This is a genomic window from Microbacterium sp. DT81.1 (genome assembly GCF_049844955.1).
GTDB lineage: Bacteria > Actinomycetota > Actinomycetes > Actinomycetales > Microbacteriaceae > Microbacterium.
The window spans coordinates 284,568-310,311 of sequence record NZ_JBNCMA010000007.1 but is presented as its reverse complement, the minus strand read 5'-3'; the positions used below and the strand labels follow the sequence as shown (position 1 = coordinate 310,311).

At 64.9% G+C, this 25,744-nt stretch carries 21 protein-coding genes and 1 pseudogene; 5 read left to right on the top strand and 17 right to left on the bottom strand.

What is annotated here, in order from left to right; genetic code table 11:
- Positions 1-834: 834 nt before the first annotated feature.
- The 3 genes from ACLQ2Q_RS19235 to ACLQ2Q_RS19225 all read right to left on the bottom strand — a co-directional run bounded on the left by ACLQ2Q_RS19235 (position 835) and on the right by ACLQ2Q_RS19225 (position 5,799).
- Positions 835-1,992, bottom strand: a complete 1,158-nt coding sequence (locus tag ACLQ2Q_RS19235) for a hypothetical protein (RefSeq protein WP_425822876.1) — start codon at positions 1,990-1,992, stop codon at positions 835-837.
- A gap of 939 nt (positions 1,993-2,931) precedes the next feature.
- On the bottom strand, positions 2,932-3,447 hold the full coding sequence (locus ACLQ2Q_RS19230) for a hypothetical protein (RefSeq protein WP_425822874.1): 516 nt from the start codon (positions 3,445-3,447) through the stop codon (positions 2,932-2,934).
- Positions 3,448-5,232: 1,785 nt separating this feature from the next.
- A complete protein-coding gene (locus ACLQ2Q_RS19225) occupies positions 5,233-5,799 on the bottom strand; it encodes a LuxR C-terminal-related transcriptional regulator (protein WP_425822872.1) in 567 nt (188 codons plus the stop codon).
- 202 nt (positions 5,800-6,001) lie between these two features.
- On the opposite strand from ACLQ2Q_RS19225, the pseudogene ACLQ2Q_RS19220 reads away from it, so the two are divergent.
- Positions 6,002-6,361, top strand: a pseudogene (locus tag ACLQ2Q_RS19220) (transposase); the annotation flags it as partial.
- Between the two features lie 95 nt (positions 6,362-6,456).
- Positions 6,457-6,660, top strand: coding sequence for a hypothetical protein (locus tag ACLQ2Q_RS19215; RefSeq protein ID WP_425822904.1), 204 nt, complete (start codon positions 6,457-6,459; stop codon positions 6,658-6,660).
- A 985-nt stretch (positions 6,661-7,645) separates the two neighbouring features.
- Here ACLQ2Q_RS19215 and ACLQ2Q_RS19210 read toward each other — a convergent pair.
- The 5 genes from ACLQ2Q_RS19210 to ACLQ2Q_RS19190 form a co-directional block, all read right to left on the bottom strand.
- Positions 7,646-8,080, bottom strand: coding sequence for a DUF5655 domain-containing protein (locus ACLQ2Q_RS19210; protein ID WP_425822902.1), 435 nt, complete (start codon positions 8,078-8,080; stop codon positions 7,646-7,648).
- Between the two features lie 248 nt (positions 8,081-8,328).
- On the bottom strand, positions 8,329-8,826 hold the full coding sequence (locus ACLQ2Q_RS19205; RefSeq protein ID WP_425822870.1) for a LuxR C-terminal-related transcriptional regulator: 498 nt from the start codon (positions 8,824-8,826) through the stop codon (positions 8,329-8,331).
- A gap of 48 nt (positions 8,827-8,874) precedes the next feature.
- Complete coding sequence (locus ACLQ2Q_RS19200) at positions 8,875-9,402, bottom strand: glycoside hydrolase family 16 protein (RefSeq protein WP_425822900.1); 528 nt, start codon at positions 9,400-9,402, stop codon at positions 8,875-8,877.
- A 422-nt stretch (positions 9,403-9,824) separates the two neighbouring features.
- Entirely contained in the window at positions 9,825-10,034 is a 210-nt protein-coding gene (locus ACLQ2Q_RS19195; RefSeq protein ID WP_425822868.1) for a three-helix bundle dimerization domain-containing protein, read from the bottom strand.
- Between the two features lie 194 nt (positions 10,035-10,228).
- Positions 10,229-11,224 (bottom strand): aldo/keto reductase, encoded by a 996-nt coding sequence (locus tag ACLQ2Q_RS19190; RefSeq protein WP_425822898.1) that lies wholly within the window; start codon positions 11,222-11,224, stop codon positions 10,229-10,231.
- A 627-nt stretch (positions 11,225-11,851) separates the two neighbouring features.
- Between ACLQ2Q_RS19190 and ACLQ2Q_RS19185 the strand changes: the two genes are divergently transcribed.
- The gene (locus ACLQ2Q_RS19185; protein ID WP_425822866.1) at positions 11,852-13,180 is read left to right on the top strand and encodes an ATP-binding protein; all 1,329 of its coding nucleotides are present in this window, start codon (positions 11,852-11,854) and stop codon (positions 13,178-13,180) included.
- An 85-nt stretch (positions 13,181-13,265) separates the two neighbouring features.
- Here the strand turns inward: ACLQ2Q_RS19185 and ACLQ2Q_RS19180 are convergent, their stop codons facing one another.
- The 9 genes from ACLQ2Q_RS19180 to ACLQ2Q_RS19140 all read right to left on the bottom strand — a co-directional run bounded on the left by ACLQ2Q_RS19180 (position 13,266) and on the right by ACLQ2Q_RS19140 (position 23,208).
- Positions 13,266-14,039, bottom strand: coding sequence for a glucose 1-dehydrogenase (locus ACLQ2Q_RS19180; protein WP_425822864.1), 774 nt, complete (start codon positions 14,037-14,039; stop codon positions 13,266-13,268).
- A 32-nt stretch (positions 14,040-14,071) separates the two neighbouring features.
- Positions 14,072-14,839, bottom strand: a complete 768-nt coding sequence (locus tag ACLQ2Q_RS19175) for a glucose 1-dehydrogenase (RefSeq protein ID WP_425822862.1) — start codon at positions 14,837-14,839, stop codon at positions 14,072-14,074.
- A 34-nt stretch (positions 14,840-14,873) separates the two neighbouring features.
- A complete protein-coding gene (locus ACLQ2Q_RS19170; protein WP_425822860.1) occupies positions 14,874-15,926 on the bottom strand; it encodes an ABC transporter permease in 1,053 nt (350 codons plus the stop codon).
- Positions 15,923-17,329: a sugar ABC transporter ATP-binding protein gene (locus ACLQ2Q_RS19165; RefSeq protein WP_425822858.1), complete on the bottom strand. Its 1,407-nt coding sequence runs from the start codon at positions 17,327-17,329 to the stop codon at positions 15,923-15,925. Before ACLQ2Q_RS19165 ends, ACLQ2Q_RS19170 begins: the two co-directional genes overlap by 4 nt.
- A 138-nt stretch (positions 17,330-17,467) precedes the next feature.
- Positions 17,468-18,475 (bottom strand): sugar ABC transporter substrate-binding protein, encoded by a 1,008-nt coding sequence (locus ACLQ2Q_RS19160; RefSeq protein ID WP_425822856.1) that lies wholly within the window; start codon positions 18,473-18,475, stop codon positions 17,468-17,470.
- 312 nt (positions 18,476-18,787) lie between these two features.
- On the bottom strand, positions 18,788-19,522 hold the full coding sequence (locus ACLQ2Q_RS19155; RefSeq protein WP_425822896.1) for an IclR family transcriptional regulator: 735 nt from the start codon (positions 19,520-19,522) through the stop codon (positions 18,788-18,790).
- Positions 19,523-19,714: 192 nt separating this feature from the next.
- Positions 19,715-21,208, bottom strand: a complete 1,494-nt coding sequence (locus ACLQ2Q_RS19150; RefSeq protein ID WP_425822854.1) for an aldehyde dehydrogenase family protein — start codon at positions 21,206-21,208, stop codon at positions 19,715-19,717.
- Between the two features lie 30 nt (positions 21,209-21,238).
- A complete protein-coding gene (locus ACLQ2Q_RS19145) occupies positions 21,239-22,267 on the bottom strand; it encodes a zinc-dependent alcohol dehydrogenase family protein (protein ID WP_425822852.1) in 1,029 nt (342 codons plus the stop codon).
- Between the two features lie 149 nt (positions 22,268-22,416).
- The gene (locus tag ACLQ2Q_RS19140; protein WP_425822850.1) at positions 22,417-23,208 is read right to left on the bottom strand and encodes a hypothetical protein; all 792 of its coding nucleotides are present in this window, start codon (positions 23,206-23,208) and stop codon (positions 22,417-22,419) included.
- A gap of 198 nt (positions 23,209-23,406) precedes the next feature.
- Here ACLQ2Q_RS19140 and ACLQ2Q_RS19135 point away from each other — a divergent pair, with 198 nt between their 5' ends.
- Entirely contained in the window at positions 23,407-24,228 is an 822-nt protein-coding gene (locus tag ACLQ2Q_RS19135) for an SDR family NAD(P)-dependent oxidoreductase (protein ID WP_425822848.1), read from the top strand.
- Between the two features lie 39 nt (positions 24,229-24,267).
- Positions 24,268-25,743 carry an aldehyde dehydrogenase family protein gene (locus tag ACLQ2Q_RS19130; RefSeq protein WP_425822846.1) on the top strand — a complete coding sequence of 492 codons (1,476 nt, stop codon included), beginning with the start codon at positions 24,268-24,270 and terminating at the stop codon, positions 25,741-25,743.
- Position 25,744: the final 1 nt, after the last annotated feature.

Sequence of the window (25,744 nt, the reverse complement as noted above, 5' to 3'; positions counted from 1 at the left end):
GAAAGCCCTCGCTAGACTGCCCGCAATCGTTCACTTTTCAAGCGCCGAAACCGTTCAGAATTCGAGCGCCGTCGACAGCCGCCGCGTCGGTGCCTGTCCCTTTGGACTGCACACCCGCGCGATCTGATCGCCGGGCCGCGGCAACGGGTTCAGGTTCCTCCCGGGAACGCGCAATCCCCAGCAGAGGCCGTTCTCGGGAGGAACCGCTCTCGTCACTTTACCGACCGCCTGGACGAGTAGCCAGACTCTGTGGTCCAGGCACGTACGCCGACCTCAGGGGAGATCTCTGAAGGGATGGGCGACAACCCGCGTATGAACCGCCAACACGGTAGGGATCCGGGTCACTGTCGCCCGCCAAGGAACACCAGATCTGGGTGCGGGCACCGACAGCGGGTGCAGCCATACGCTCCACTCCTCGCACTACGGCTTCCGCAACGGCTAGCACGACTGCTAGCTCAAGCCCACCCCCCGACCGGACGCTGTCGGCAGGGATAGGTTCAACCTACTTCGAGTTCTCTGATCATGCGGGATCGCTCACCCCAGGCGATCCATGCGTCACTCTCGAAGCAAGGTGCCGCCGGGAGGCCGCCCACCTCCCCCACGCTTGGCCGGCCCCCGGCGGCCCGCCAGCACTGCACGGTGCCGCCCGCGCGGAGGTCGCCGACCCACCGGACCGCAGGGATCCGACTTGTACCCCAACGAAAGGAGCCACCCCCGGGATCCAGGATTTCGCTCCGAGCTGGAGAGCGGGGCAGAGAAGCGGGGCCCACTCGGCTGGGATCGAGGTCAGTGGAACGCCTGGAGTCCGTGTATAGGCGGGCAGCACTCTAGGGCCTACCTGCCGGTGCAGACGACACCCACGCACTGACCGATCCCGTTTCCGAAGGCGATGTTTCCGCCGAGGTCGACGGCTCCCGGGGCATAGATCCCGTATCCGCCGTTCTTCGTTGCGATATTGCCGCCCACCTCGAGACCGGGCAGGTCCGTTTGGATCCCCGTTCCGGTGTTCTTCACCAAGACATTGCCCACGGCCCGGGAGCCCTCAGCGGTCCGCGGTGGGGTGTCGGGAAGCCCCGCGGAGAGAGTGAACTCGACCCCGACGTCACCGAACATGAAGATGTTCTTCTCCACGATCATGGGCACGTTACCTCGGAGCGCGACTCCGCTTCTGATGAAGGTATTGCCCGTGATGACCGACATTCCATCGGACCCGATATTGGAGCTGATGTTGCCCAGAACGCCGTTGGGCATGTTGATGAACTTGTTGCCCGTGAACGTCACACCGCCCCACAAGCCGCTGATCGGCTGAGCGTAGTTCTTGACGAGGCTGTTGGTGATGGTGATCCCCGTTTCGCTGATGTCACCCAGGCGGGCTATCCCCTTCCCGTCCAGCTTGGAGGAGTCGATGATCACCTCACCCCCAGCGGAGGTGCTGACGTAGCTCTGCACGAGGGTCGACTCCCTGATCGTCGCGGTGGCGAGGAACACCATGACGGGAGAACGCGTCAACATGGAGTGGGAAATAGCGAAGTTGCCGCCGAGTTGGCCTTCGACCCTCGAATCCACCGCCGTGACCCTTGTCATGTCCAACAACGTGTTGCCGAAGAAGTGGTTGATCGGCGCGCTGCGGAGATCAACGTCCGACATGGTGTGCGGCAGCATGATGCCGAAGGTACTGTCCTGCAGGAAAATTCCGGTTCCCCAATCCTCGATGGTGCCGTTGCGGATCGTGTTGCCACCCTGAGAGTCCGGGCTGGTCTGCACCCCGACCCCAGAGGACCCGCTCCCGATCAAGCTGTGCCCACCCAAATCCAAGGTGACCTCTGAGCCAAGGATGAGGCCGTCACCGGATGGGCAATAAAGATCCGCGGTCAAGGTCACGTCCGTGGTCACCGTGCTGCCACAGGTCACCCCCGGTCCCGCTGCCGCCGCGCTGCCCCCCAGTGCGACGGAGACCAGCACGGCCGCCGGAAGAACGCCGAACGCAACCACTCCGCGAATCGCCCTCCCGGACCGATTGAGTGGCCGGCGCGCCGTCGAAGAAAGCTCCTGAGTCATGGCTGTGCTCCCCCTTCACAAGAGGCCTCACGTCGGCGGGCCAAGGGTGCGTCAACTGACCGCGATGGTCTGAGGCAAGGAGGCCTCCAGGCAGCGAGAGATGCCCGCACAGCGGCAGTCCCCAGTGCTGCCGGTGGTCTTGCAGAGGCGCGGGATGACTCGATGCGTGGAGTCCGTCCTCGCGATGATCGTCCCGAACCCCCCACCGGTTGTCAAGAGGGCGCGTTGACTCATCGACTACCCCCTCCTCCCCCGGAGGTAGTGACATGAAGCAACGGGGAGGGGCTCGCGCGTCTGCGACCGGAACGGTTCTCGTCCGAGCTCTGCCACGGTAACGGGATTAGAGCCCGTACCGCGGCTGACATCATCGCGAGTCACTGAGGGATTCGCGGCGGCCGGGACACTCATCAAGCCGCTCGAGCCACACCCCGCTCCCACCGGCATGAGCGCCGCGAGGTCAAGCCAATACACTCGGGTTCGACCGTTCGCCCGCGCGCGTACGAGCGCGGACACTCGCAGCACCCCGCGGCTGCCTGCTCACCGCCGGACGGCTGTGCGCCTCGTTCGCAGCCAGTGCGCCGACCGTGCGCCGTTCCTCGGCGAGAGCGAGAGGGATCCGACGCCGAGTGTCATCGGCGAGAGCCTCAAACGTATTCAGTCGAAGAATGCTGGATCGTTTGATCTCGATCCAGCGTCGCCAGGCGCGTTGAGTTGCCGGGGTGGTGGTACTCGGTGACCAGTCGGCGTGGATACCGCGATGCACCGATCGACGGCGGCGTGGGCTGCCGCCGGAACCGGCTGGGTGGTCTCCTTCTCCGACACCGTTCCGTTGTTTCGAACGGCCAGATTGCGCGCACAGCCGCCGCCTTGGCGTCAGGCCGCCGCCTCGGCCTTGATCTCTTCGATCGCCTGGTTGAATCCGCCGCTCGTGAGCGAGGATCCGGCGACACGGCTCACCGAGATCGTGTCGATGTCTTCGCCCACGACGACATCGGCGATGCCCCCAATGAACCTGCTCTGGTACTCCTCCGACTCGCGAGCGCTCGGGTCTCCGACAACCTGCACTGCCGTGAGCACGTCGTTCTCCAGCGTCACCGTGACGCTGATCGCCTCGATCGACTCGGGCGTCTGGTACGAGCCCTCGGCGCTATAACTGCCGTCGACGTATGTCGAAGACGAGCCGGTGTCAGCGGGCCCTAAATCGGTCGAGCCCGAATCGGTCGAGCCCGAATCGGTCGACGGCGTGGCATCGGCCGACGGCGTGGTGTCGGCGGCGTCGGTCTCAGCGGTCAAACCTGTGCCGGCCGCAGAGCAGCCGGCGACCGCGATGATGCCTGCGACGCCGGCGACGGCGGCTCCGGCCCGAATGGTGCGGGACGTGCGAGGCATGGCGGTGCGGATCAGGTCGATCCTCCTTCTGCAGTGCCTCGTTATCTGTTTGCGGACGTGTTCGTCAGAGCCTACGCGGATGGGTCCGGAGCCGTGTTACGACCCCGTGAACATCAATCGAGCCGGCAATTCCCTGCAGCTGTGTCGACGGCGCCTCACCCTCGGGGACCGAACCCCAGCCGAGCTCTTCAGCCGGCTGCTACATTCCCAGAATCGCCCCTCGTTGCAATGACCGCTGGAAATCCAAAACGTCGAAAGCGTTCAGGATTCAAGCGCCGACGACAGCGGATGCCAGTGAAGTGTCGAACGTCGGTCTGACCGAGGATGAGAGGGCGCAGATCGTGGATTGGTTACGTCAGGTCCAACAGGGGCGGCGTATCGTTGCTAGCGGGTCCTACGGGCATTTCGGGTTCACCTCGCCGCCGCAAGCTTCACCTCCTCCAACGTGAGTGGTCGGGTCGATTACCCTGTGCCGCAGCCGCTGAGCGCGCCCGCCCGGCATTTGGGCTTCGATAACAGTCGAGTTATCGCTTCCAGGTCGAGCCTGGAGTTTCTAGAGCGCGGCCGGGTAGGGGGACTTCCGAAGTCGGTGGGGGTCGTCGGGTGGGCTACCAGTCGCGGCGATCGCGCTTCGGAGATGGGAGGCGGTCCGCCAAAGCAGGCGCCTTGGGAGAGTGGATCGTTGAGGGATCTCAGCCCGCACGCCGCCCCGCCACGACGGACACGCGGTGCGCAACTTCGGGAGATCCACTTCGTCCGTGGCGTGGACCCCATAATCGTCGAGGCACAGAGCGACGACTCAGAGGGGACCACACCGCGTCACGGTGACGGTCGAGTAGGAGCTCACCACCGCGGAACTTTAGTTCTCGATAAGGTCGCTAGTCACCTGACGATGTCCAAGCGCGCAGGGCAAGAGACCGGCTGGGCTGTCGCACCTCGCAGTGTCGGTCACTTGGGTCGGCGTCTCGCCGAGCAACCGTCTCCGCTCGGTCCTCGCGAAGGAGAACGTTGGCCTGGGTGCAAGATCGGCGTCGTCAATGCCGGCGACACCGGAGCGCCCGACGAGCAGTTCCTGGACATCCAAGACGTCGCCACGTATTCAATGGACGGGCACGCCGGCGTCGGCCCTCAGGCGGCCATGGCCGCTCGGACACAGTCCACGACTTCGACGGAACTCGCCTCGCGAAGAAGGTATCCGGGCGTCTGCATCGGGGTGCGTCGTCCAATCGGGCTCGCGTGCTGATCGGGAGCCCAGCATGCGGATGCGAACACCTTCTCGGTTCAGCGCTGCGACCATGAGCAGCGCGACATCACCGAGCCGGGAACTGACCAGGGCAAGGTGTGGTGCGAACAGCTCGGACAGCTCGAGGGCACGCGCAGGGTCAGCGGTCTCCCCGATAACCACAATCTGCGGCAGCGACTTCCGGGATGTGCAAAGACCGGTCCGATACACCTCATCGTCGTCGCAGACCAACACCCTGAACCGGCGTCGTGGACGGCTCAGCACGAGGATCTGACACACACGAACTCCCGTCGTCGGCCAACCGGCGATGCGCCCGGCAGTGCGCGCGAGGCGTCAGTACGACGATAGATCCGTTCGCGTCGCTCCCACATCCACCGGGAGTCCACATCCGTGTCCGCTTTCCGGGTACCACGGTCGGGGTGCACCGATCGACGACCAGCGCCCAGACGTGCACCAGTCGAACGGTTCGGGAGCAGATCCTGCTGGTACACGCATCCCCCGGAGTGTCGGAAACCCCGGCGCGCCCGCCCGATGGCGACGTCTCAGGACTGCCCAGCAGTGTTGTTGACAAGAATGGCCAGCTGGGTACGGCTCCGAAGGCCAAGGCGCCGCAAGACCGTGGTGAGGTGGCTCTTGACCGTCGCATCACTGACGAAGAGCCGGGCGGCGATCTCGCCGTTGGTCATCCCCTCCGCGACAAGGAGGGCCACCGCCCGTTGGCGTTCAGTCAGCCGGGTCAGAGCGCCCAGCTGCGCAGGGATCTCCGCCGGGCCGGTCGGTTCGGAGGTCAGGAATTGCACGAGGTGGCGCGCGAATGTTGGGTCGAGGGCGAGCCCGTCCTTGGACACGGCGCGGATGCCGTCGACCAACTGCGACGCGGCTACCCTCCGAGAAAGGTAACCCCTCGCCCCGGCTCGCAACGCTTCTGCCAGATCGTGCTCGGACTCGGTCTCGGCAAGGATCAGTACCGCTCGGTCGCGAAGGCACAACGCACCGACGGACTCCGCTTGCACGTGCTGCAGCAGCCCCTGGCGGATGACGACGACGTGTGGGTCCACCCGGTCGGCCAGCGAGCATGCCGAAGCGACGTCTCCCACCTCGCCCACCACGACCAGGTCGGGCTCGAGCAGGCTGAGCAGTCAGCCGTAGACGAGCTGCGGGCCGTTGTCCGGCACCGGCGGGGACTGATCGCTGATCGAACCAAGGCCCAGCAGCGTCTGCACGATCAGCTCAACGCTCTGGTACCTGGCCTATCAGCGCCGGCAGCACACGGCCGCGCCTTACCGATCGCGATCGCCGACGGGGCAGGCCGTGCTGGCTTGCGCCGTCGCGTTTGCGGGCCGGTCGCCATCGGTTCGCTCCCTGACCGCCAGGGCACCGGGCCGGTTGACACAGCCCACCGCGCAGTACTGGCAGGACCGGTGGCGCGGCTGCCTACCCCCACCGCCAGACGCGCAGGCACGAGCCGCGCGGCTTGGCCGCGACCTGCAACGCTACCGAAGCCTGCAGGAGGACATCGCGGTCCACGACACCGACATCACACTGCTCCTCGCCCCCAGCGCCGGGCAAGTCCTCACCAGCCTGCCCGGCGTCGGCCCGATCCGGGCGGCGGCGTTCGCAGCGCACAGCCTGCCGATTCAACGGTTCCCCGACGCGGAGCACCTCTACTCCGCGACCGGTCTCCCCCAGCGCTCTATGAGTCTGCGACACTGCGACGACGTGGACGCATCTCCCGGCAAGGCCTGGCCGAGCACCGCGACGCACTCATGGGCATCGCGTGGGGGCTATCCATGTATTCGCCTACCTTCGCCGAACGCAACGCACAGCTGCGCGCCCGCGGCATGGCCCCGATCCAGGCGCGCGTCGCACTGGCCCGCAACGCCTGCCGCCTCATCTACCGGATGCTCGTCACCCAACAACCCTTCGATGAACAGGCGTACCGTCAAGAGAGGCTCAGCCGCGGACGGTGACCGCCACGGTTGCTATGCCGCTCGACGGCGCAACTTAGCCTGCCGCCCCTCCGCGCTGGGCCGCCTCCCACGGCGAACACGAAAGCCTGCCGCATCACGGCGCCTGATCAGCCTGCCGAAACTCCGGCGGCCCCCCCGCCACACGGACGCAGTCCATCACACTCACCAGCCCGGACGCATCAACGCACCCGGGCCGATCACCCACGCCCAACCCACACCTTGACTCATGACGCGAAAGCTAAGTGGAGCCCGGAGCGCAGCGGAGGGTGCAGTCTGCAAATAGCGAGCGAGGGCAAGGAGCCGATGGAGCTGACTTAGGCTCGGAGTTTCCGGAACCGTCGCCTCTTAGGAATCAGTGTCGCGTAGCGGCTCAATCAGTGGGCCGCAGGCCACTGCCACTCGCGCGAGGAATGTGTCTCGTCCAGATGCGGATTCCTTTGCACAAACGACTTGGTATCGATTTCCTGACGCGAACTCATAGCCATCTAGCCTGAGGTCATGGTCGCAGAGGCGAGTCCTGAGCGCACGGCGGTCACTCTCATCGGTGCATTCAGGGCCGCCTTGGTGGTTTCGCTGCGCGCTCGCGCCAGCTATCACCGGCGGTTACTGTCGGGACTCGACAGACCCCGAGCAGACATACTGTGGCACGATGCCCGCGCTCGATGATCGGCCTAGAAACCAACCTCTGGGTGTGGCTCGCCGCGCTACTAGCGATTTCACTCGTCGCCGGATGGCTGCTCCTTCGTCGTCGTCCGCGCAGGTCCTAGACGACTTGCGTCCAAGATGCTGCCGACCCGGAGGGGCTCGGCTGTCGCGAGTCTTTCCCGTCGACGCTCCGCGCTTGTTAGCGGGTACCCGACTCCTTGATATCCGACTCCACCGGTAGACCGTCGCCTGGCTCGGTCTGCGGGCATCCCGCATCGGGCGGGCGTCCGGGTTCGAGGTGGACTCGCACCACTATCGTCCTCGCTCCCAATTGACAGCCCTAGCCATCTCGGGGCGCTCGGTGGCCCTGCTCGCCGACCCGGTACGCGGCAGCCAACCAAACGGCGAATTCCTCATCCACCTCGTCCGGCGAGACGAGCCGGAAGGCATGGAGAACGTTTCTTCGGGAGTAGGTTTCGATCCTCGTGAACCGCGAGCTCTCAACGCGCCTATCGAGCACCAGATGCCCGTTCAACCAACTCCGCCGCGGCGCGAGAGCAGCGAAACTCATCCGCACCTGAAAGGCGATCCGAGTCTTCTCAGGCAACACTGTGAAAGGTCCGACTTCGGTCAGCACGACGACGATCCTCCCGAACGTCGCACGGACAGACGGGGCGGATGAAACGAAGTGCCGATCGAGATCGCCGAGCGGAGCGCACGTGTGGGCCTGGTTCCGGGCAGCGAAGGTTCGTCCGCAGAACGGGCAGCGCCACATCGGCGTTGAACTCGGCTCGCGACTCATCAGGTCAGTGTCATCGACGGCACCGACCCGCTCAAGAGTCTCCCCGTCCAAGCGACCAGCAGCCCGCACTCTCAACACTTCGTCGCAGGCAAGCTGTCCGTTCGGACGGTGTGGTGCGCGGTATAGCGCAGCTATCCTGACCGCAGACCCGCCGCCGCGTCGGAGCCAGTCCCCAGGCTGAGCATTCCCGCGTTCCTGAAGCGGCGGTGCGGCCCGCGGGTTCAGATTCCCCCCGAGAGTTCTCTCTCCCCCAAGGGGTTCTTCTCGGGGGGAATCGCGTGTGACTTTACACGGTCACCGTTTCCGGAAGGTACATCGCCGGTCCGGTTCAGTCGCGCGACGACAAGGCCGGTCCGGCGCCCTTTTTGGGGTCGACTGGGGCCCGGATGGCACGTTACCTGAGATCGTGAGCACTCAAGTCTGCCGAGCGGTGTTGTTGACGAAGATGGCCAGCTGGGTGCGGCTCCGGATGGCCAGTCGCCGCAAAACCGAGGTGATGTGGCCTTAACCGTCGCATTACTGACGAAGAGCCGGGCCGCGATCTCTCCGTTGGTCATCCCCTCGGCGACAAGCAGGGCCACTGCCCGTTGGCGTTCGGTCAGGTGGGTTACAGCGCTCTGCTGGGTGGGGGTGTCCGCCGCCCCGGTTGGTCGGGCGGTCAGGGACTGCAGGAGGTGGCGGGCGAACGTGGGGTCCAGGGCGAGCCCGGTCTTGGACAAGGCGCGGATGCCGTGGACCAACTGCGGTGCGACGATCCACCGAGACAGTTAACCCCTCACGCCGGCTCGCAACGCCTCTTCCAGGTCCTGCTCGGACTCGGTCTCGGCGAGGATCAGTACCGCTCGGGGCGGAAGGCACAACGCACTGACGGACGCCGCTTGCACGTGCTTTAGCAGGCCTTGGCGCTCCGCCGAAGTTGCCGCCCACGGCCGCGTTCGTGATGAGGAAGAACGGATGCTCAAAGACCACTCGTCGGGCGCGATGTCGTCCGGGGCCGCCCGGTGGTACTCGGTGCCATCAAGGGACCACATGATGAGCTCGCGCGACCATTCGAGTTCGAAAATCGTGCCAGTCCGCTGCCACGGGACCACTGAGATCGCGGACGCCGCTGAACGCCTGGCCTCCGGGATAGCCGGCCCGTGCAAGGTCCTGAAGATTTCGTTTGATGAGCGGCCGACGAATTCCATGATGTCGATCTCGCCGGACTGCGGCCAGCCGACCTCGGTGATGTCGGTTCCGAGCATCCAGAGCGCCGGCCAGATGCCGCTCCCCTCAGGGCCCGACCAGCACTGCAGATCAGTCGTGGTCGGGTCGATCTGACGCGTGGAGATCGTCAGGTGACCGTCGCCGTCGAGGGACGCGTTGTCGTGCTGTCGGTGTAGTACTGCAACTCATCGTTCCCCCACCCCCCGCCCCCCGAATCGTAGGTCCAGCTCTCCGGGCTCGGGGGCGAGCCGGCCGGGCCGTCGAACTCGTCGCTCCACACGAGTGCCGGTTCGGCGCTTTCGGTTTCGGGAGTCCGATCGGAGGGAGTGCGGCGGTTCGGTCGGAGAAGAGCAGGCGACCAGCGAGTGCACGAGAAGAGCCGTTCCCGACGCTATCAACGCCGTGTTGATCCGTCGCATATTCTCGATTCTGTTTGAGCTCAATCCGCTCGCCGTGGGTCGATCCCACTCCCGTGGCGATGACGGCTGCTCTTGCAGGCGAATCTCGCCGGCTATGAGTGTTCGCCTGATCGCCCTCGAAGGCGCTCCTGGGCCTGGCGCTCTACGAGCACCGGCAGGAAGGTCTTGATCGGGTGGCCGTTGAAGGCGTCATGGGCTTCGAGCGCCACGGCCGCCACCTCGGGCGGCGGTACATTGGGGAACCGCTTCTCGAGTCGCTCGATGATGGCGGCGATTTCCTTGTCTTGTACGGGAGGGTTCATGGTCTGTCCTTCTTCTGAGATTCCGCGCCGGCGCGGGCACCGTCGGGTGGGCTGTTCGTCGGGCGCGTCACGGTCAGCTCGACCGGTAGGGCCGGTCGCCGACGCCGGTGCCGGCGTCGGCACGCTCCGTGGCGCTCCAGGTGGCGAGGAGCTGAGGGCTGCGCGGGCGATCGGTACGTTCAAGAAGCATGCGGTCAGAGGTTGGTCTGCGCTTCGAGGAACTCGGGGTAGCGTCCGCCTCGGATATCGGCGTGGTCTGACGCGGAGGTCAGCCGCGCCAGCTCCTGCTCCGACAGCGCCAGGTCTGCAGCGGCGAGATTCTCCTCGACGCGGTGCAGCTTCGTGGTGCCTGGGATCGGGACTATCCAGGGTCGTTGAGCAAGCAACCATGCGAGCGCGACCTGTCCCGGTGTGGCACCGTGCGAGGTGGCCACGTCCTTGACGCTCTCGACGAGCCCGAGGTTGTGCGCCCTCGCCTCGGGGGCGAAACGGGGGATCTGCGCGCGGAGGTCGTTGCCCTCCTCAAAGGTGGTGCGGTCGTCGATGGTTCCGGTGAGGAACCCCTTGCCGAGCGGGCTGAAGGGGACGAACCCGATCCCGTGCGCGTCGCAGACGGCGAGCACCTCTTGTTCGGGTCGCCGCCACCACAGCGAGTACTCGCTCTGCACCGCCGTGACCGGGGTGATCCGGTTTGCGCGCTCGATGGTCTCGGCCGACGCCTCGGACAGGCCCCAACCTCCGACTTTGCCGGCATCCATCAGCTCTTGAACGGCGCCGGCGAAGTCTTCGATGGGAGCCTCGGGGTTGACCCGGTGCTGGTAGTAGAGGTCGATGTGATCGGTCCGCAGTCGGCGCAGTGAGCCGTCGACCGCGTTCCGGATGTCGCCCGGCAGCAGCATCCGGCCCCGAGGCGTGCGCTGTGTGGGGTCGATGTCCTGTGCGTACTTGGTGGCGATGACGACCGCGTCGCGCACCGGCTCCAGGGCCTCCCCGACGAGTTCTTCGTTGGCATGCGGCCCGTAGATCTCCGCGGTGTCAAAGAAGGTCACCCCCCGGTCCACAGCGTCGCGGATGACGCCGATCATCTGCGCCCGGTCGGGGTGTCCGCTGTAGCCGCCGGTCATGCTCATGCACCCGAGCCCGATGGCGGACACCTCGAGAGCGGCGGTGCCGAGAACGCGCCTCTGAATGGTCACGCCATCCACTGTAGAAGCCGAACGGATGCTCTGGGGTGCCCTATCAGGACACCCTTGACCGACGGATACGAGACGCTCAGCGCGATGACCTCCCGTGGCTCCCGTCCGTGGCCTTCCTCCTCAGTGAAGCGCCACAAGGTTTCGCCTGGCCCCCCAGGTGAAGGTGGACCATCGCAAATCTCATGAATGGGAATTCACGTTTGAGCGTCTCCCGCCAAGCCGATCTGCCTGACTTCGGTTGATCCGATGCTCTCCGCCGGGCTAGGCGCTGCACTGTTGATCCCCGCCGTCTTGAATACATCTCACTATGTGGGATATAATCATCGAACCATCATCCGGCACAACCTGGAGCGGATGCAGACTGCCATACCAAGGGGTCTCCGTGGTGGTCGCAGCGTCTTACACCGTCGGACGAGTGGCCACCATACTCAAGCCGCGCAGTTTGAGCCCAGATCGTTGCTCCGCGCGGGAAAGCAGATAGTCAGGCAAAGGTGTCCGGGATGAGTATCACTATCGATGACGCGCAGGCAGGGCTGATGGTTCGGCGGAGCAACGACGAGGAGGCGTGGGAGTGCCCCGACCGGGGCTGCCACTACTGCCACGGGCCGGAAACCGACTGAGATGTCGCACCCGTTCTCCGCCGGCGCCACCGACCTGCCTGACCTGCGCTCTGTGCGTTTGCGAGATTTCCACACCGACGATCTCGACGGGATCGTGAGTCTGTGGAGTGAGGTACGAACGTGGCAGGGCGAGTCTGTCTACGCGTTGGGCGAGGTTCTCACGTCATGCCAGAAGGACTATGCCGTTGTCGCTGTCCTGAACGAGCAGGTGATCGGCGCTGTGGTCGCCCGCGCGGCCCACACGCAAGGATGGGTCATGTTCTTGGGCACGCGTGGGGACTGGCACGGGCACGGAATCGGCAGTGCGCTGCTGGCGGCTCTAGAGTCGCGAATGACACCGCTCGGGTTGGCCAAGCTGTCCGCCCTCGTTCCCGAAAATGCCGCGCGCGTGGACTCGTTCAAGAATCGCGGCTACGCCGCCCAGAGGAATCTGCAGTACTTCGAACGCGCGCTGCCGGTCCAGCGGAACGAGATCGACGTGCTCAAGAAGCTCGGCGGCCGCGTTCTCCCACGGGGCGCGTGGGACAGCATCGCCGGCATGGAGGAAGAAAAACGAGTGCTGGAGAAGCGGCTCGTTGTACCGCTGTCGCAGCCTCGTCTCGCGGCGCAATTCGGCGTTGTTCCCCCGAAGGCCGTCGTCTTGTTCGGACCGCCCGGCACGGGGAAGACCACTTTTGCGCGCGCCGTCGCTTCCCGACTGGAGTGGCCGTTTGTCGAGGTATTCCCGTCACGCCTCGAAGGGGCCCACGGCGGTCTTGCTGGAGCACTCCGGGAGACCTTCCTCAATGTCACCGAATTGGAGCACGCGGTTGTCTTCATCGACGAGGTCGAGGAGATCGCAGCAAGGCGAGAGGGCGGACGGCCGTCGGCATCCCACGCTGTGACGAACGAACTACTGAAGATCATTCCGGCGTTCCGTGAGCAACCAGGCCGATTGCTGATCTGCGCCACTAATCATGTCCGGATGCTGGACCCGGCCTTTCTTCGGCACGGGCGCTTCGATTACGTGCTCCCCATAGGGCTACCGGATGCAGTGGCTCGACGATCGATCTGGGAGCGGTACATTCCGCTCGACATCGTCACCTCTATCGATCTGACGAAGCTTGTCGGTGCCAGCGAGGGCTTCTCGCCCGCCGATATCGAGTTCGCCGCCCGCAAGGCGGCGCAATCGGCGTTCGAGAAAGCCATCGACTCCGGCGATGCATCATCGCCAGCGCACGTGGCGACCACCATGGACTACGTCGAAGCGATCCAATTGACGACCGCGACGGTGTCTTCCGACACCGCGCGCCTGTTCGGTGACGACATCAGGGAGTTCGGCCGCGTCTGACAGCGCGTGGCTGCGCGGCGGAGCGGTGCGGACGCTCAGGTCGGATTCATCGCAGTGCACCGCCGAGGAAGCTCGGCGGTGCGCATTAGCGGATGGTGTGACCGCCGTCGACCACGAGGGTGGAGCCGATCGCGAAGCTGGCGCCGTCCGATGCCAACCAAAGCACCGCGGAGGCGATTTCCTCCGGTTGCCCCAGGCGTCCGATCGGCTCCTCGGCGACCATGTCAGCCCTCCCCTGCTCTGTTCCCCCGGAAACCCGACGCATCATGTCGGTCTCGACGATGCCCGGGGCGACCGCGTTGATCCTGATGTTCCGGTCGGCGTAGTCAAGGGCCGCAGAGCGTGTCAGGCCCACGACCGCGTGCTTTGCCGTGGCATACACCGCTGTGCCCTTGATTCCGATCAGGCCCGCGCCGGAAGCCGTGTTGACGATCGTCCCGCCACCCTGCGCAAGCATGCGGGGGATCTGATTGCGCATGCAGAAGAACATGCTTGTCACGTTGAGATCGATGGTGCGACGCCACTCGTGCTCGTCGGTATCGTGGAGCGGCGCGACCTTCTGATCGCGCCCAACATTATTGAACGCGATGTCGATCCGGCCGTAGTGCTCGACGGCGGCGTCGATCGCAGCAATGACGTCCGCCTCGACCGTGACGTCGGCGCGAAGCGCGATGGCCGCTCCGCCCGCCTCCTCGACCAGCTTGGCCGTCTCGGCGTTCGAGGCGCCGTCGATGTCCACGAGCGCCAGTTTGGCGCCCTCCCTCCCGAAAGCGATGGCCGTGGCGCGGCCGATGCCATTGGCCGCGCCGGTGAGGAAGACGACCTTGTCGTCGAAACGGTGCGCACTGGTGTCGGTCATTGTTGGTCCTTCTGATGGTGGTTGAAGTTTGGTCACTGCGCGGTCCAGCCGCCGTCGACGGGCAGCGCAACACCGACGACGAATCCGGCGCCGGGACTGCAAAGCCAGAGCACGGAGTCCGCGATCTCCTCGGCGGTCCCCAACCTTCCGATCGGGAGGGAGGCGAGCGCTCCCTCCACCGTGAGGTCACCGGCATCCACCATGCTCCGCACCATGGGAGTGTCGATCGTGCCCGGACAGATCGCGTTTACGCGCACACCGCGGGGGGCGTACTCGAGCGCCGCGCTGCGCGTAAGACCGATCACGCCGTGCTTGGACGCGTGGTAGGCGGCGCGGCCGGGATTCCCTACAAGACCACCCAGCGAAGAGCAGTTCACGATCGCGCCCGACCCCTGGGCGCGCATCTGCTTGAGCTCGTACTTCATGCTTGCCCAAACGCCCTTCAGGTTGATCGCGGTGACCAGATCGAACCGGTCACCCTCTTCATCGGCCGCATCCGTCGCGGGGCTCTGAATCCCCGCACTGTTGAAAGCGGCATCAAGCCGCCCGAACGCATTCACGGTGGCTTGTACCATCGCAGCAACACTGGGCTCGTCCGCGACGTCGCATCGCACTGCGAGTGCCCGGTGGCCCTTCGACGTGAGTTCGTCGGCCGCCCGTTGCACCGCAGCGAGGTCGATATCCGCAAGGGTGACGGCCGCGCCGGCCTTGGCGAAAGCAATGGCTGTGGCCAAGCCCATTCCGGAGCCGGCGCCGGTCACGAGCGCGACCTTGCCGGAATAATCGTAGGTCGGATTCACATCTTCTCCAGGTGTCGGGGAGATCTGCGGATGCTCAGCTGGATGCGCCGCGTCCGCGCAGCGGCGAGAGTCGGCCGATCAGCAGGGCGATCACGATGATTCCCCCGTACGCGGCGTTGATCCAGAACGACGGCACCTGCGAGAGCGTGAGTATGTTCTGGATGATTGCGAGGAGCAAGACACCGAGAGCGGCGCCGACGACGCTTCCACGGCCGCCGTTAAGGTCGATGCCCCCGAGCACCGCAGCGGCGAAGACAGTGAAGATCATGCCGTTGCCGAGGTTGGAGGGCACCGATGCGACTTGGCCTACCAGCAGTAATCCCGCGAACATGGCCATGAGGCTGCCGAAGATGAACAGCCCGATCGACAGGCGGGTGACCTTGATCCCGGCTGCGCGGGCGGCCATCTTGCTGCCGCCAAGGGCGTAAATCGCACGACCGGTAGGGACGTACTTCATGAAGAGCGCGGCTATGGCGAACGATACGACGAACACCACCGCCTGAATCGGCACGCCGAACACGTCTCCCGAGCCCAGATAGAGAATGAACTCGGGGATCTGCACGTAGGTCTGACCATTCGAGATTCCGAGCGTGAGACCCTGCAGTAGGATCAGCATCGCCAACGTCACGATGAAAGCGTTGAGGTTCAGTACCGAAACGACCACGCCGTTGAACAGCCCGACCAGAATCACCACGGCGACCGCTATCAGCAAGGAGAGCCAGAGCGGTAGGCCTGCGCCGGGCTTGCCCGTGTCAGGCGACGTCGACAGGAACATGAGCAGCACCACCGAGAATCCCACGGTGGACTCGAGCGAGAGATCGAAGTACCCGCCGATCAGGATGATGCTCTCGGCGATCACCAGGACGCCGAGTGCAGCAGAGAACGCGAGTATGTTGCTGAACAGATTCACCGGCGTCATGAACGCCGGGCTGATCACGGTTCCGACGATGAGCGCGATGATGATGACCGGAACAAGCGCCAGACTCTGGACGTTGCGATTACTGAGAAGCTTGCGCCAGATTCTGCGGTCGGACCGGCCTGTTGAGTCCGGGGTCGTCCCCTCGGGCGCGGTTGTCGTGTGGCTCATTCTGAGGCTCCTTGGATGGCGAGGGTCAGCTCGTGCGCGGTAAACGGGGAAACGAGTTCACGCGAGACCTCACCCCGGAACATGACGATGACCCGGTGGCAGATGGAGAAATCCTCGTCGTCTGCCGAGACGACGATCACTCCCATCCCGTTCTCGGCATTCGTCTTCACTGTGTTGTAAATCGAGCGCTTTGAGGAAACGTCCACGCCCGCGGTGGGGTTGACGAGCACGAGCGCGGAGGGTTTGGAGGACACAGCGCGGGCCAGTACGATTTTCTGCTGGTTTCCCCCGCTGAGTTCTTCCACGGGCTGGTTAGGGCCAGACGCCTTGACGCTCCACTCCGAGGCAAGCTTCGAGTAGAGGCGGTCGCGCAGTCGCGGACGGATCGTGCGGGTGGGGCCCGTCAGCTGATAGAGCTCGGGCAGTGTCGCATTCTCTGCGACTGACATCGCCGGGACGTACCCGCCGTCGTGACGGTCCTCGGGGGTGAAGCCGATGCCCGCGGCTATCACGCTCCCGACATCGAAGTGCGCCATTCGCTTACCCGCGACTGTCACGGACCCTGAATCGGGACGCACGAGCCCACAGAGCACTTGGGCCGCTTGGACGTGCCCGGCACCGTCGAGGCCCGCGATTCCGACACACTCCCCCGGACGCACATCGAAGCTCACGTCCTTCACCTTCGTGCCCACCGTGATCGACTCGACCGACAGCACCGGGGCTGCGTCGGCCACGAATGCGGAAGGGCGCTCGACCCGCTCGGTCGCCTGGGCATCGCCGACCATGGCTCCGACGATGTCCGAGACGCTCAGTCCCTCCAATGCGCAATCGAGCACTACACGCCCGTCGCGCAAGACGGTCGTGCGGTCGCAGACGTCGAAAGCCTCATCGAGGTGGTGCGACACGTACAGCAGGGAAACCCCCCTGCTGCGCGCCTCGCGTACGTGCGCGAACAGACGCTGCGCACCGGCGTAGTCCAACCCCGCAGTCGGTTCGTCGAGGAGTAGGACGCTGGGAGAATGGGAAAGAACACGGCAGATCTCCACGATCTTTCGATCGACCGGTTCCAGCTCGTTGACCAGCGTGTCGGCCAGGTGGGCGCAGTCCCACTCGTCGAGTATCTCCGCGCCGCGCTGCCGTAGCTTGCGCCAGTCCACGCCGCCCCAGCGGCTGCGCGGGTAGGCGTTGATCATCAGGTTTTCCGCCGCCGTCAGGTCGGGGACGAGGGTGCTCTTCTGGTAAACGCAGCCGACGCCACCTCCTTCCTCAGCGGCGCTGCCGAACTCGACCACGCCCTCGTCAGGACGTAGCACGCCCGTGATGACTGAGATGAGCGTCGACTTGCCCGCACCGTTGCGGCCGGCGAGAGCGACCGACGAACCGGCGGGGATCTGCATCGACACGTCGTCGAGCGCCTTGCTTACGCCGAAAGTCTTGGACACATGCCTCACGTCCACCGCCGCTGTTGCATTCGTCATTTCATTCCCGTCCCTGGACGGTGTTGCGCCCGCTCGCGGGCGGGCGCAACAACGCGATCATTCCTACTGGTTGCCCCACAGGGCGGGGTCATCGACGTTCTCGCTGGTCACCACGATCGGGTCGAGTAGGTCGCGCAGCGTACCGCCGGACTCGACCACCTCGGTTCCGTGATCGGTCGGCCCTTCCTCGATGGATTCGCCTGCGATGGCGCGCTCCAGCCAGTAGACACCAGCGGAAGCCATCTCGCCGAGCGGCTGCACGATCGAAGCGGTCAACGTTCCCGAACGCACGGCCTCGAGCTCTTCCGGTGTGCCATCCACGATGGCGAACGGAATGTGGCCTTCCTGACCGGACGGCACAAGGCGCCCCTGCGCCTCCAGTGTGCTCTCGACAGGACCGAGGCACTGTGCTGAGGCGGCGAATACGCCATCGATCTGCGTGGAGGAGAACTGAGTCTGAACTATCTGAGCGCATTCGGCAGCATCCCAGTTATACGACTTGGAGATCACGGTGATGTCCGGGTAGTTCTCCGCCATGCACTCCTCGAAGCCGTTCGTGCGGCCCTGCGCTGCCTGGTTGTCGAGTCCCCCCTGCAGATTGAGCACCGTTGCCTCGCCGTCAAGCAGATCGCCGACGATCGCGCAGCCCTCTGCGCCGGCACCATAGTTGTCGGTCGCGACCTGGATCGAGATGCCCTCGGCGTCGCTGGCCGTTCCGTCGATGACGACGACCTTGGCGCCCGCTTGTGCTGCCTTGTTGATCGCCGGCACCACCGCATCTGCGTTGACCGGATCAACGAGGATGCCTTGCGCGCCCCCGGTGACGAGGGTGTTGATGTCGTTGGCTTGCTTCGCGGGATCGGCGTCGGCGGTGGTGACCGTCACCGTGGCGCCAGCCTCCTCGCCGGCGGCTTCCACCTCGCTCGCGAGCGTGCTCAAGAAGGCGGTGTCGAGGGCAAAGCCGGCGTACCCGATCTTCAGGTCGTCGCCGCTTGCACCGCTCGTGCCGCCGCTGCCGCCGCTGCCGGCGTTGCCAGCGCAGCCGGCGAGCAGGGCTGCAGCCGCAACCATCGCAGTGATTCCCGCGAGTCGGTTTGCTGCCTTTGGAATGTGCATTGCTGTGTTCCTCCTCGTTGAGAACCTGTGTCGAGCTCTGTCGCTCTGGGGTACCGACGCCACGGCATCGGGAGTATCCGTGACGAACGTGCTTGAACGATATCCCGTTATATGGGATCTGTCAAATAATGATGACCGCGCGATTAGACGGCGTCCTGGCGTCCGACCGCGTGCCGTGACGGAATGGCCGCCAAGGACGGTGAACGCGGGTGTCAACGTCGCTTGATGCCTGCCGGCGATCGAACGTGCGCCTGCGGCTTCGGAGGATCAGCCTCGGCTGGCGTCCCGGAGTAGGCGCTCCGTCACGAGGGCCGCCGCTTGCTTCACTGCGAGAATGGCACTGTCGACCTGGACATCGCGCTGCGTCTCATCCCAGGCCACGCCAACGCTGCCCACTGCCGTGCCCTGGGTTGTGAGAATCGGGGCCGCGACGCCGTAGACGCCGGGATTGAACTCCCCCCGGGTCAACAGATACCCGTCCTTCTTGATTTGACCGAGGGTCCTTCGAAATTCTGCCCAGTCGCCGCCGAGGCCGGCCCTCTCGATCTCTTGCTCGTGGCGAGGATAGATCGACTTGAGCCGATGGTGAGGGAAGTACGCCAGGATCACCTTCGACACGGCCCCTTGGAACAGCGGGCGTCGCTGGCCCCGGCTGAATCGATTCGCCGGACTGTCCGGAGCGCGGCTCTCGGCGATGCAGAGAACGGAATCGCGATACGCCGTACACAGCAGGGCAGAGTGACCGATGTCGTGGACGAGGGTCTCGAGAACGCCTTCGCTGGCGAGCAACAGCGGGTCGGTCTGGCGGATCTGCAGGTCCATCTCGATGATGCGCGGGCCAAGCCCGTAGTATCCGTTCCGCACTGCGCTGAGAAGACCCGCATCGTGCAGGGTCTTGATGTACCGGTATCCGGTCGACCGCGAAGTTTCGAGCGCGTCGATCAGTTCAGCCGTCGACCACACGGGCTGGTCCTCGCTGAACAGCTCAAGGATGTGAAGCATCCGTGCGAGACTGCCCGCACCGTCCGGCGCCTCGGTGGGATCGTGAGCGGCGCGAGGGGCAGTGAGTTCATTCATGGCGGTATGCCCGATTCCCTTTCTTGCCAGCCGGGGCCTGTGTCGCACACTCTGCCCTTCAGCAGAGTCTTGGAAACAGCTTTCCACACCCCTCGCCGTTTGCGCGCCTTCCACGGCTCACAGCTGGATGTAAACGCTCTTCGTATAGAGGTAGGTGTCCATGTGCGCGGCCGTTCCTTTCGCCCCGTAACCGCTCAGCTTGGTTCCACTGAAACCGACGAGCGGGTCGATGTAGCCGTAGCAGTTCACCCACATCGTTCCTGTGTGCACGCCCTGGACAACTCTCAGCGCGGTGGACAGGTTCTCCGACCAGACGGCACCGCCGAGGCCGAAATCGCTGTCGTTGGCGATCTCGATCGCGTCCTCTATGTCGTCGAACGGAATAATTGACAGGACGGGTCCGAAGATCTCCTCGCGCGCGATCCTCATCTGGTTGGTGACACTTCCGAAAACGGTGGGCTGCATGTAGTAGCCCCCGCCCGCTCCGAGGCGCTCACCGCCGTAGAGCAGCTCAGCGCCCTCGGACACACCCACATCTACGTAGGAGAGCACCGTGTCGAGCTGGCTCTCCGAGATGACGGGCCCGAGCGTCGCGGCAGAGTCCAGACTGTGCCCGACCCGCAAGGTCGTCATGTACTCGAGGAGCCGCTCGGTGAACTGATCCACGACCGAGCGCTGCACGAGCACGCGCGTTCCGGCGTAGCACACCTGGCCGGAGTTCGCGAACACGCCCATCGCCGCCGCCGGCACCGCCTTGTCGAGGTTGGCGTCAGCGCAAATGATGTCAGCCGACTTGCCACCAAGTTCGAGCTGCAGCTTCTTGATGTTGGAGGTGGACGCCTCAATGATCTTCTGGCCGGTCTCGGTTGAGCCCGTGAAGGCGACCCGGTCGACGTCGGTGTGAGCAGCGAGCGCTGTGCCGGCTTCGCTGCCCCTGCCGGTGACCACGTTGAGTACACCGGCCGGCACACCGGCCTCATGGAGGATCTCCGCGACGCGCAGCACCGACAGAGACGCGTACTGAGCAGGTTTCAGGACAGTGGTGCATCCGCTCGCGAGCACCGCTCCGATGATCCAGAACTGGCTGTTCAGCGGACCGTTCCACGGAATGATCCCGCCGATCACTCCCACGGGTGCTTTCAGAGTCATCGTCGAGACGTTGCCCGGAATGCCGTTCGTCAGGGTCTCGCCGGAGATGCTCAGAGCCTGGGCGGCGAAGAAGGACAGCATGCGCATGAGCCCCTGCTTCGAATTGCGCACCCTGGAGATCGGCGATCCCATGTCGAGCGCCTCGATCTGCGCGAGCTCTTCGAATCTCTCGTCGAGGACCTGAGCGACCCGAATCAACAGCGCCTGACGCTGGTAGGGCGTCCACGTGCTCCACTCTCCCTTGAACGCTCGCCGAGCCGCCGCGACGGCGAGGTCCACGTCAGAGCTGTCGCCCGAAGAAAAGCGCGCTAGTACTTCTCCCGTTGAAGGGGCGCTAGTACTCAGCGTGTTGCCGGACACGGCGGGAACCCTCTCGCCGTCGATGAACAGGTAGTGCACCTCCCGCGACAGGAAGCCTCGCGCTAGCTCGGACAGTTCGACGTCCTGCTGAGTGATGGTCATGAGTTGCCTTTCAAGTGCTGTCGCCTTCTCTCAATCGAAGAGGAAGACGCCTTTGCCAATTTTTCGCTGGTCGAACAGCTCATAGGCGAGCTGAGCCTCGTCCAAGCGGAACTCGCTTGTGAAGAGGGACTCGAGGTCGAGGCCGCGCTCGGCGACGAATCGAGCGCACTCTTCTTGCTGGTTCTTGCTGAAAGTCAGCGACCCCAGCACGGTCTTGTGCCGGTGGATCAGTTCGTCGGTGTCGAGTTCGAAGGTCCCGAAAACACCGACCATGCATGCGGTTCCCCACGGTCGAACCGCCTGAACCGCCTGGCGGCGTACTGCAGAGTTTGCGCTGCATTCGATGGACTTGTCCGCACCTGCGCCGTCGCGCGTGAGTCCACGCACCGCAGCTACAGGATCCTCGGCGCTGGCATCGATGACATGGTCCGCACCGAGTTTCCTCGCCATCTCGAGCCGTGACGAATCCACGTCAACAGCGATGACCCGGGCGCCGAAAGCTTTCGCCAGCATGGTGGCGCTGAGCCCCACCGGTCCCTGGCCGAAAACGGCGACGGTCTCGTCCGCAGACAGGTCGACGCGCTTGAGAGCGGCGAACGCGGTTCCTGTCCCGCACGAGATGGCCGCGCCGCTCTTGAACGACAGCGACTGCGGAAGCCTTATCAGCGTGTGGGCGGGGACTTTCATGAAGTCTGCGTGACCGCCGTCCCCGTTGAGTCCCCCGAAGACCGTTTTGCCGTTCGGGCAGTACTGTGTCCACCCGGAGCGGCAGAACTCGCATGTACGGCATCCGTCGTAGTGGTGAACCATGACCCGGTCCCCGACCTGTGCCTCCGTCGGGCGGACCGCCTCTCCGACCACCTCAACCACCCCGCACGGCTCGTGACCTTCGATCACCAGCTCGGCTTCGGTGCGCAGCGGACCGTGAAGGTGGTGAATGTCACTCCCGCACATCCCTGAGGCCTTCATTCGAATGACGACCTCGTCGGGGCCAGGAACCGGGTCGGCGTACTCCCGGAGCTCGAGCCGCCCCTCGCCCCGGAAAACAACAGCTCTCACGAGGATGGCTTCGCATTCATCTGGGGATCTCCTTCGATCTGATCGGAAAGCACAGTGTTTTGGTTGTCGCGCGACACGCGCTCCAGCTGCGCGTTCCCTCTGGCGGGGCGGCTCGAGACCACTGAGATCTCGAGCCGCCGCTCGCGGGGTTAGAACTGGTGCAGCACGAAGCGGAGGAACTCGGTGGGCTCGAGCGCCTCGAGCGGAACCGGGCCCTCGTTGGCGAGGAACTCGTAGCCGCTCTCGGGACCGAGCGTATCGCCGCCGGCGGAGATGAGACCGCTGGTCTGGAAGAGGATTTCGATCGAGGGGAACTGGCCGGCCTGGTAGACGGCGCCCGGCTCGAGGCGAAGGAACCCGATCCGGAAGTTCCGCTCGGTGAAGGTGCCCACCCACTTCTCGAAGACACCATCATCGCCCTGCGGCAGCCACTCGTAGGCGTCCGGATTCATGGCGATCACGTCGGTGTAACGCGGCGGCGCGAACTCGAGCTTGCGCCGCACGGCGCGCTCGAAGATCGCCTGCGACCCGTCCTGCTCCTGCGTCACCCCGTTTTCGTCGGTGAAGTAATACAGGCCCTTCCGGAACTCGCCCTGCTTTTCCAGTTCGGCGTTAGTGGACTCGCGCTGGGCGACACTCAAGTAGCCCTGACCGCTCGCGCCACCGGCCTGCAGCACCATCGTGCGCAGACCCTCGGCGCGCTCCTGCGGGCCGTATTCCACGCTCTCCGGGAAGTATCCGACCCAGCCCTCTTCGAGGAAGTCCGTCTCCGTGTAAGGAAGCCGGCCCTTGATGACGTACCGCACCTGGTCGAAGTTGTGACGGTGTCGCGGGGTTCGCCACCCTCCACCGCCCGTCTGACCCATGTTCAGGTCGTAGTTGTTAGGTGAGCCATCCTCTCCGAACAGGAGGTGCTTCTGTTCGAGAACACCTTCGCGCATGGTGCCGACTCGTTCACTGCCAGTGTCGGCAGCTTTGCTAACCCGCATTGTGTACTCCTTCACACTGTCGCCCCGGCGAGGACCGGAGATGGTTCGTCGCCGGCCCGGTTCAACCGAGAGCGCGGTTCGACTTCATTGTTTGACAGTATCCCAGATAACGGGATATCTTCAATACCAACATTAGAGATGAGGATGACGATGACGACTCCCCTGACTCACGCGTCACAGGATTCAGGCGTGCCGGCCTCGGCGCGCGACTTCAGCGTTTCGGACCGAGTCGTGATCATCACTGGTGCCGCCCAGGGAATCGGCCGCGAACTGGCACGGCAGTTCGGCGCTGCGGGGTCGCTCGTGGCAGTCGCCGACCTCGACCTGAACAAGGCGTCAGCGGTTGTCGACGAGATCGAGGTGGCCGGCGGCTCGGCGCTTGCGATCCCGGTCGATGTTGCGGACGAGTCATCCGTGGAGGCAATGGTGTCCACCGTGGTCGCTCGGTGGGGCCGCGTCGATGTGCTGATCAACAACGCGTCTATCTTTGCGACTCTCGAGAAGGGACCGTTCGAACAGATCCCGCTGGACGTGTGGGATCGAGTTCTGAGAGTGAATGTGACCGGGGCGTATCTCTGCGTGCGTGCGGTCGCGGCCCACATGCGCGCGGCCGGGTTCGGGCGCATTGTCAACATCTCATCCGATGCAGTGACCCGCGGCACCGTGAACTACCTCCACTACGTGACCTCGAAGTCAGCCGTCATCGGCATGACGAACTCGCTCGCCCGCGAACTTGGCGCTGACGGCATCACCGTCAACTGCGTGCGCCCGGGCAGCGTCGCGACCGAGGTGGAACGCGCCGTCAACCCCACGGTCGAGGTGCGTCAGCGAACCGCCGCACTTCAGTGCATACCACGCGGGATGGTTCCCACGGACCTCGTCGGCATCATGCTCTTCCTGGCCACACCCGCCTCCGCATTCATCACTGGACAGACGATCGCCTGCGACGGCGGCTATACCCACAGCAGTTGATCCGGTGTGCAGTACACCGGCCATGGAAGGACCTGGCGAATGAATGACTACCCGCACATCTACATCGACGGGGAGTGGACGGAGCCGGTTGAACCGCGCCACGTCGACCTCATCGATCCGACACGCGAGGAAGTCTTCGCACGCGTGGCCATCGGTGGCCCCGCCGACGTGGACATCGCGGTCGCCGCCGCACAGCGGGCGTTCCTCCACTTCTCAGTCACCTCGGTCGACGAGCGGATCGCGCTGATCGACCGCATCATCGACGCGTACGAGGCGCGCACCGACGAGTTCGCCCAGTTGATTGCCCGTGAAGTGGGGATCCCCGTGGCGAACCGAGCGCAGGTCACCGGCCCTGCCGCCCATATGCGCGTCGCACGCGACATCCTGCGCGACTACCCCTTTGAGACACGCCTGGGCAGCGCCATCGTGCGCCGGGAGCCGATCGGTGTGAGTGCCCTCATCTCGCCGTGGAACTGGCCGATCCAGACCGGCGTGATCAAGATGATCTACGCGCTCGCCGCTGGGTGCACCGTCATCGCCAAGCCGAGTATCAACTCCGCCGCCAGCGGTGCACTGTTGGCGCAGGTCATGCACGAGGCCGACGTACCGCACGGTGTTTTCAATCTGATCAACGGTATTGGGCGGGACGTCGGGGACGCACTCTCGCGGCACCCCGGCGTGGACATGATCTCGTTCACCGGCTCGACCACAGCCGGCCGCACCGTCGGAGCCGCTGCGGCGGAGACCGTCAAGCGCGTCTGCCTCGAACTCGGTGGCAAGTCGCCGAACATCGTGCTGCCCGACGCCGACATGGAGAAAGCGGCACGGTGGACCGTGCAACGCGCGTTCTTCAATGCCGGTCAGTCCTGCCATGCTCCGACGCGGCTGCTGGTACACGCCGGTCAGATCGACGACGCAACTGCTTACCTCGTCGACGAGGCGGAGCGATTCGTCCTCGGGGACCCGCTCGACGGCTCGACCACCATGGGTCCTGTGATCAGCGCCGAGCAGTACGCGTCCATCCGCGAATACATTCAGAGCGGCATCGACGAGGGTGCCGAAATGATCACCGGCGGCCTTGCGACGCCCGAGGGTCTCGACCACGGATACTTCGTGCGACCGACCGTGTTCACCGGGGTCACTCCCCGGATGAAGATCGCGACCGAGGAGATCTTCGGCCCGGTTCTCGCGGTCATCCCATATCAGGATGAGGAAGAGGCGCTGCGCATCGCGAACGACTCGCCCTACGGGCTCGGCGCCTACGTGTTCGGTAGCGAACCTGCGGCCCGCAGGATCGCGAACGGCTTGCGAGCCGGACGCGTCAGCTACAACGGCGCGCCGACCGACCCGTACGCCCCCATGGGCGGCTACAAACAGTCCGGAATCGGCCGCTCGATGGGGGTGTACGGGCTGGAGGAGTACCTGGAGCTCAAGTCCGTTTACGGCTTCGATGACGAGACTGCAACCCTGCCGTCTCTGGTGGCGGAATTCCCTCACTCCGAGCAGGAGCACTGAC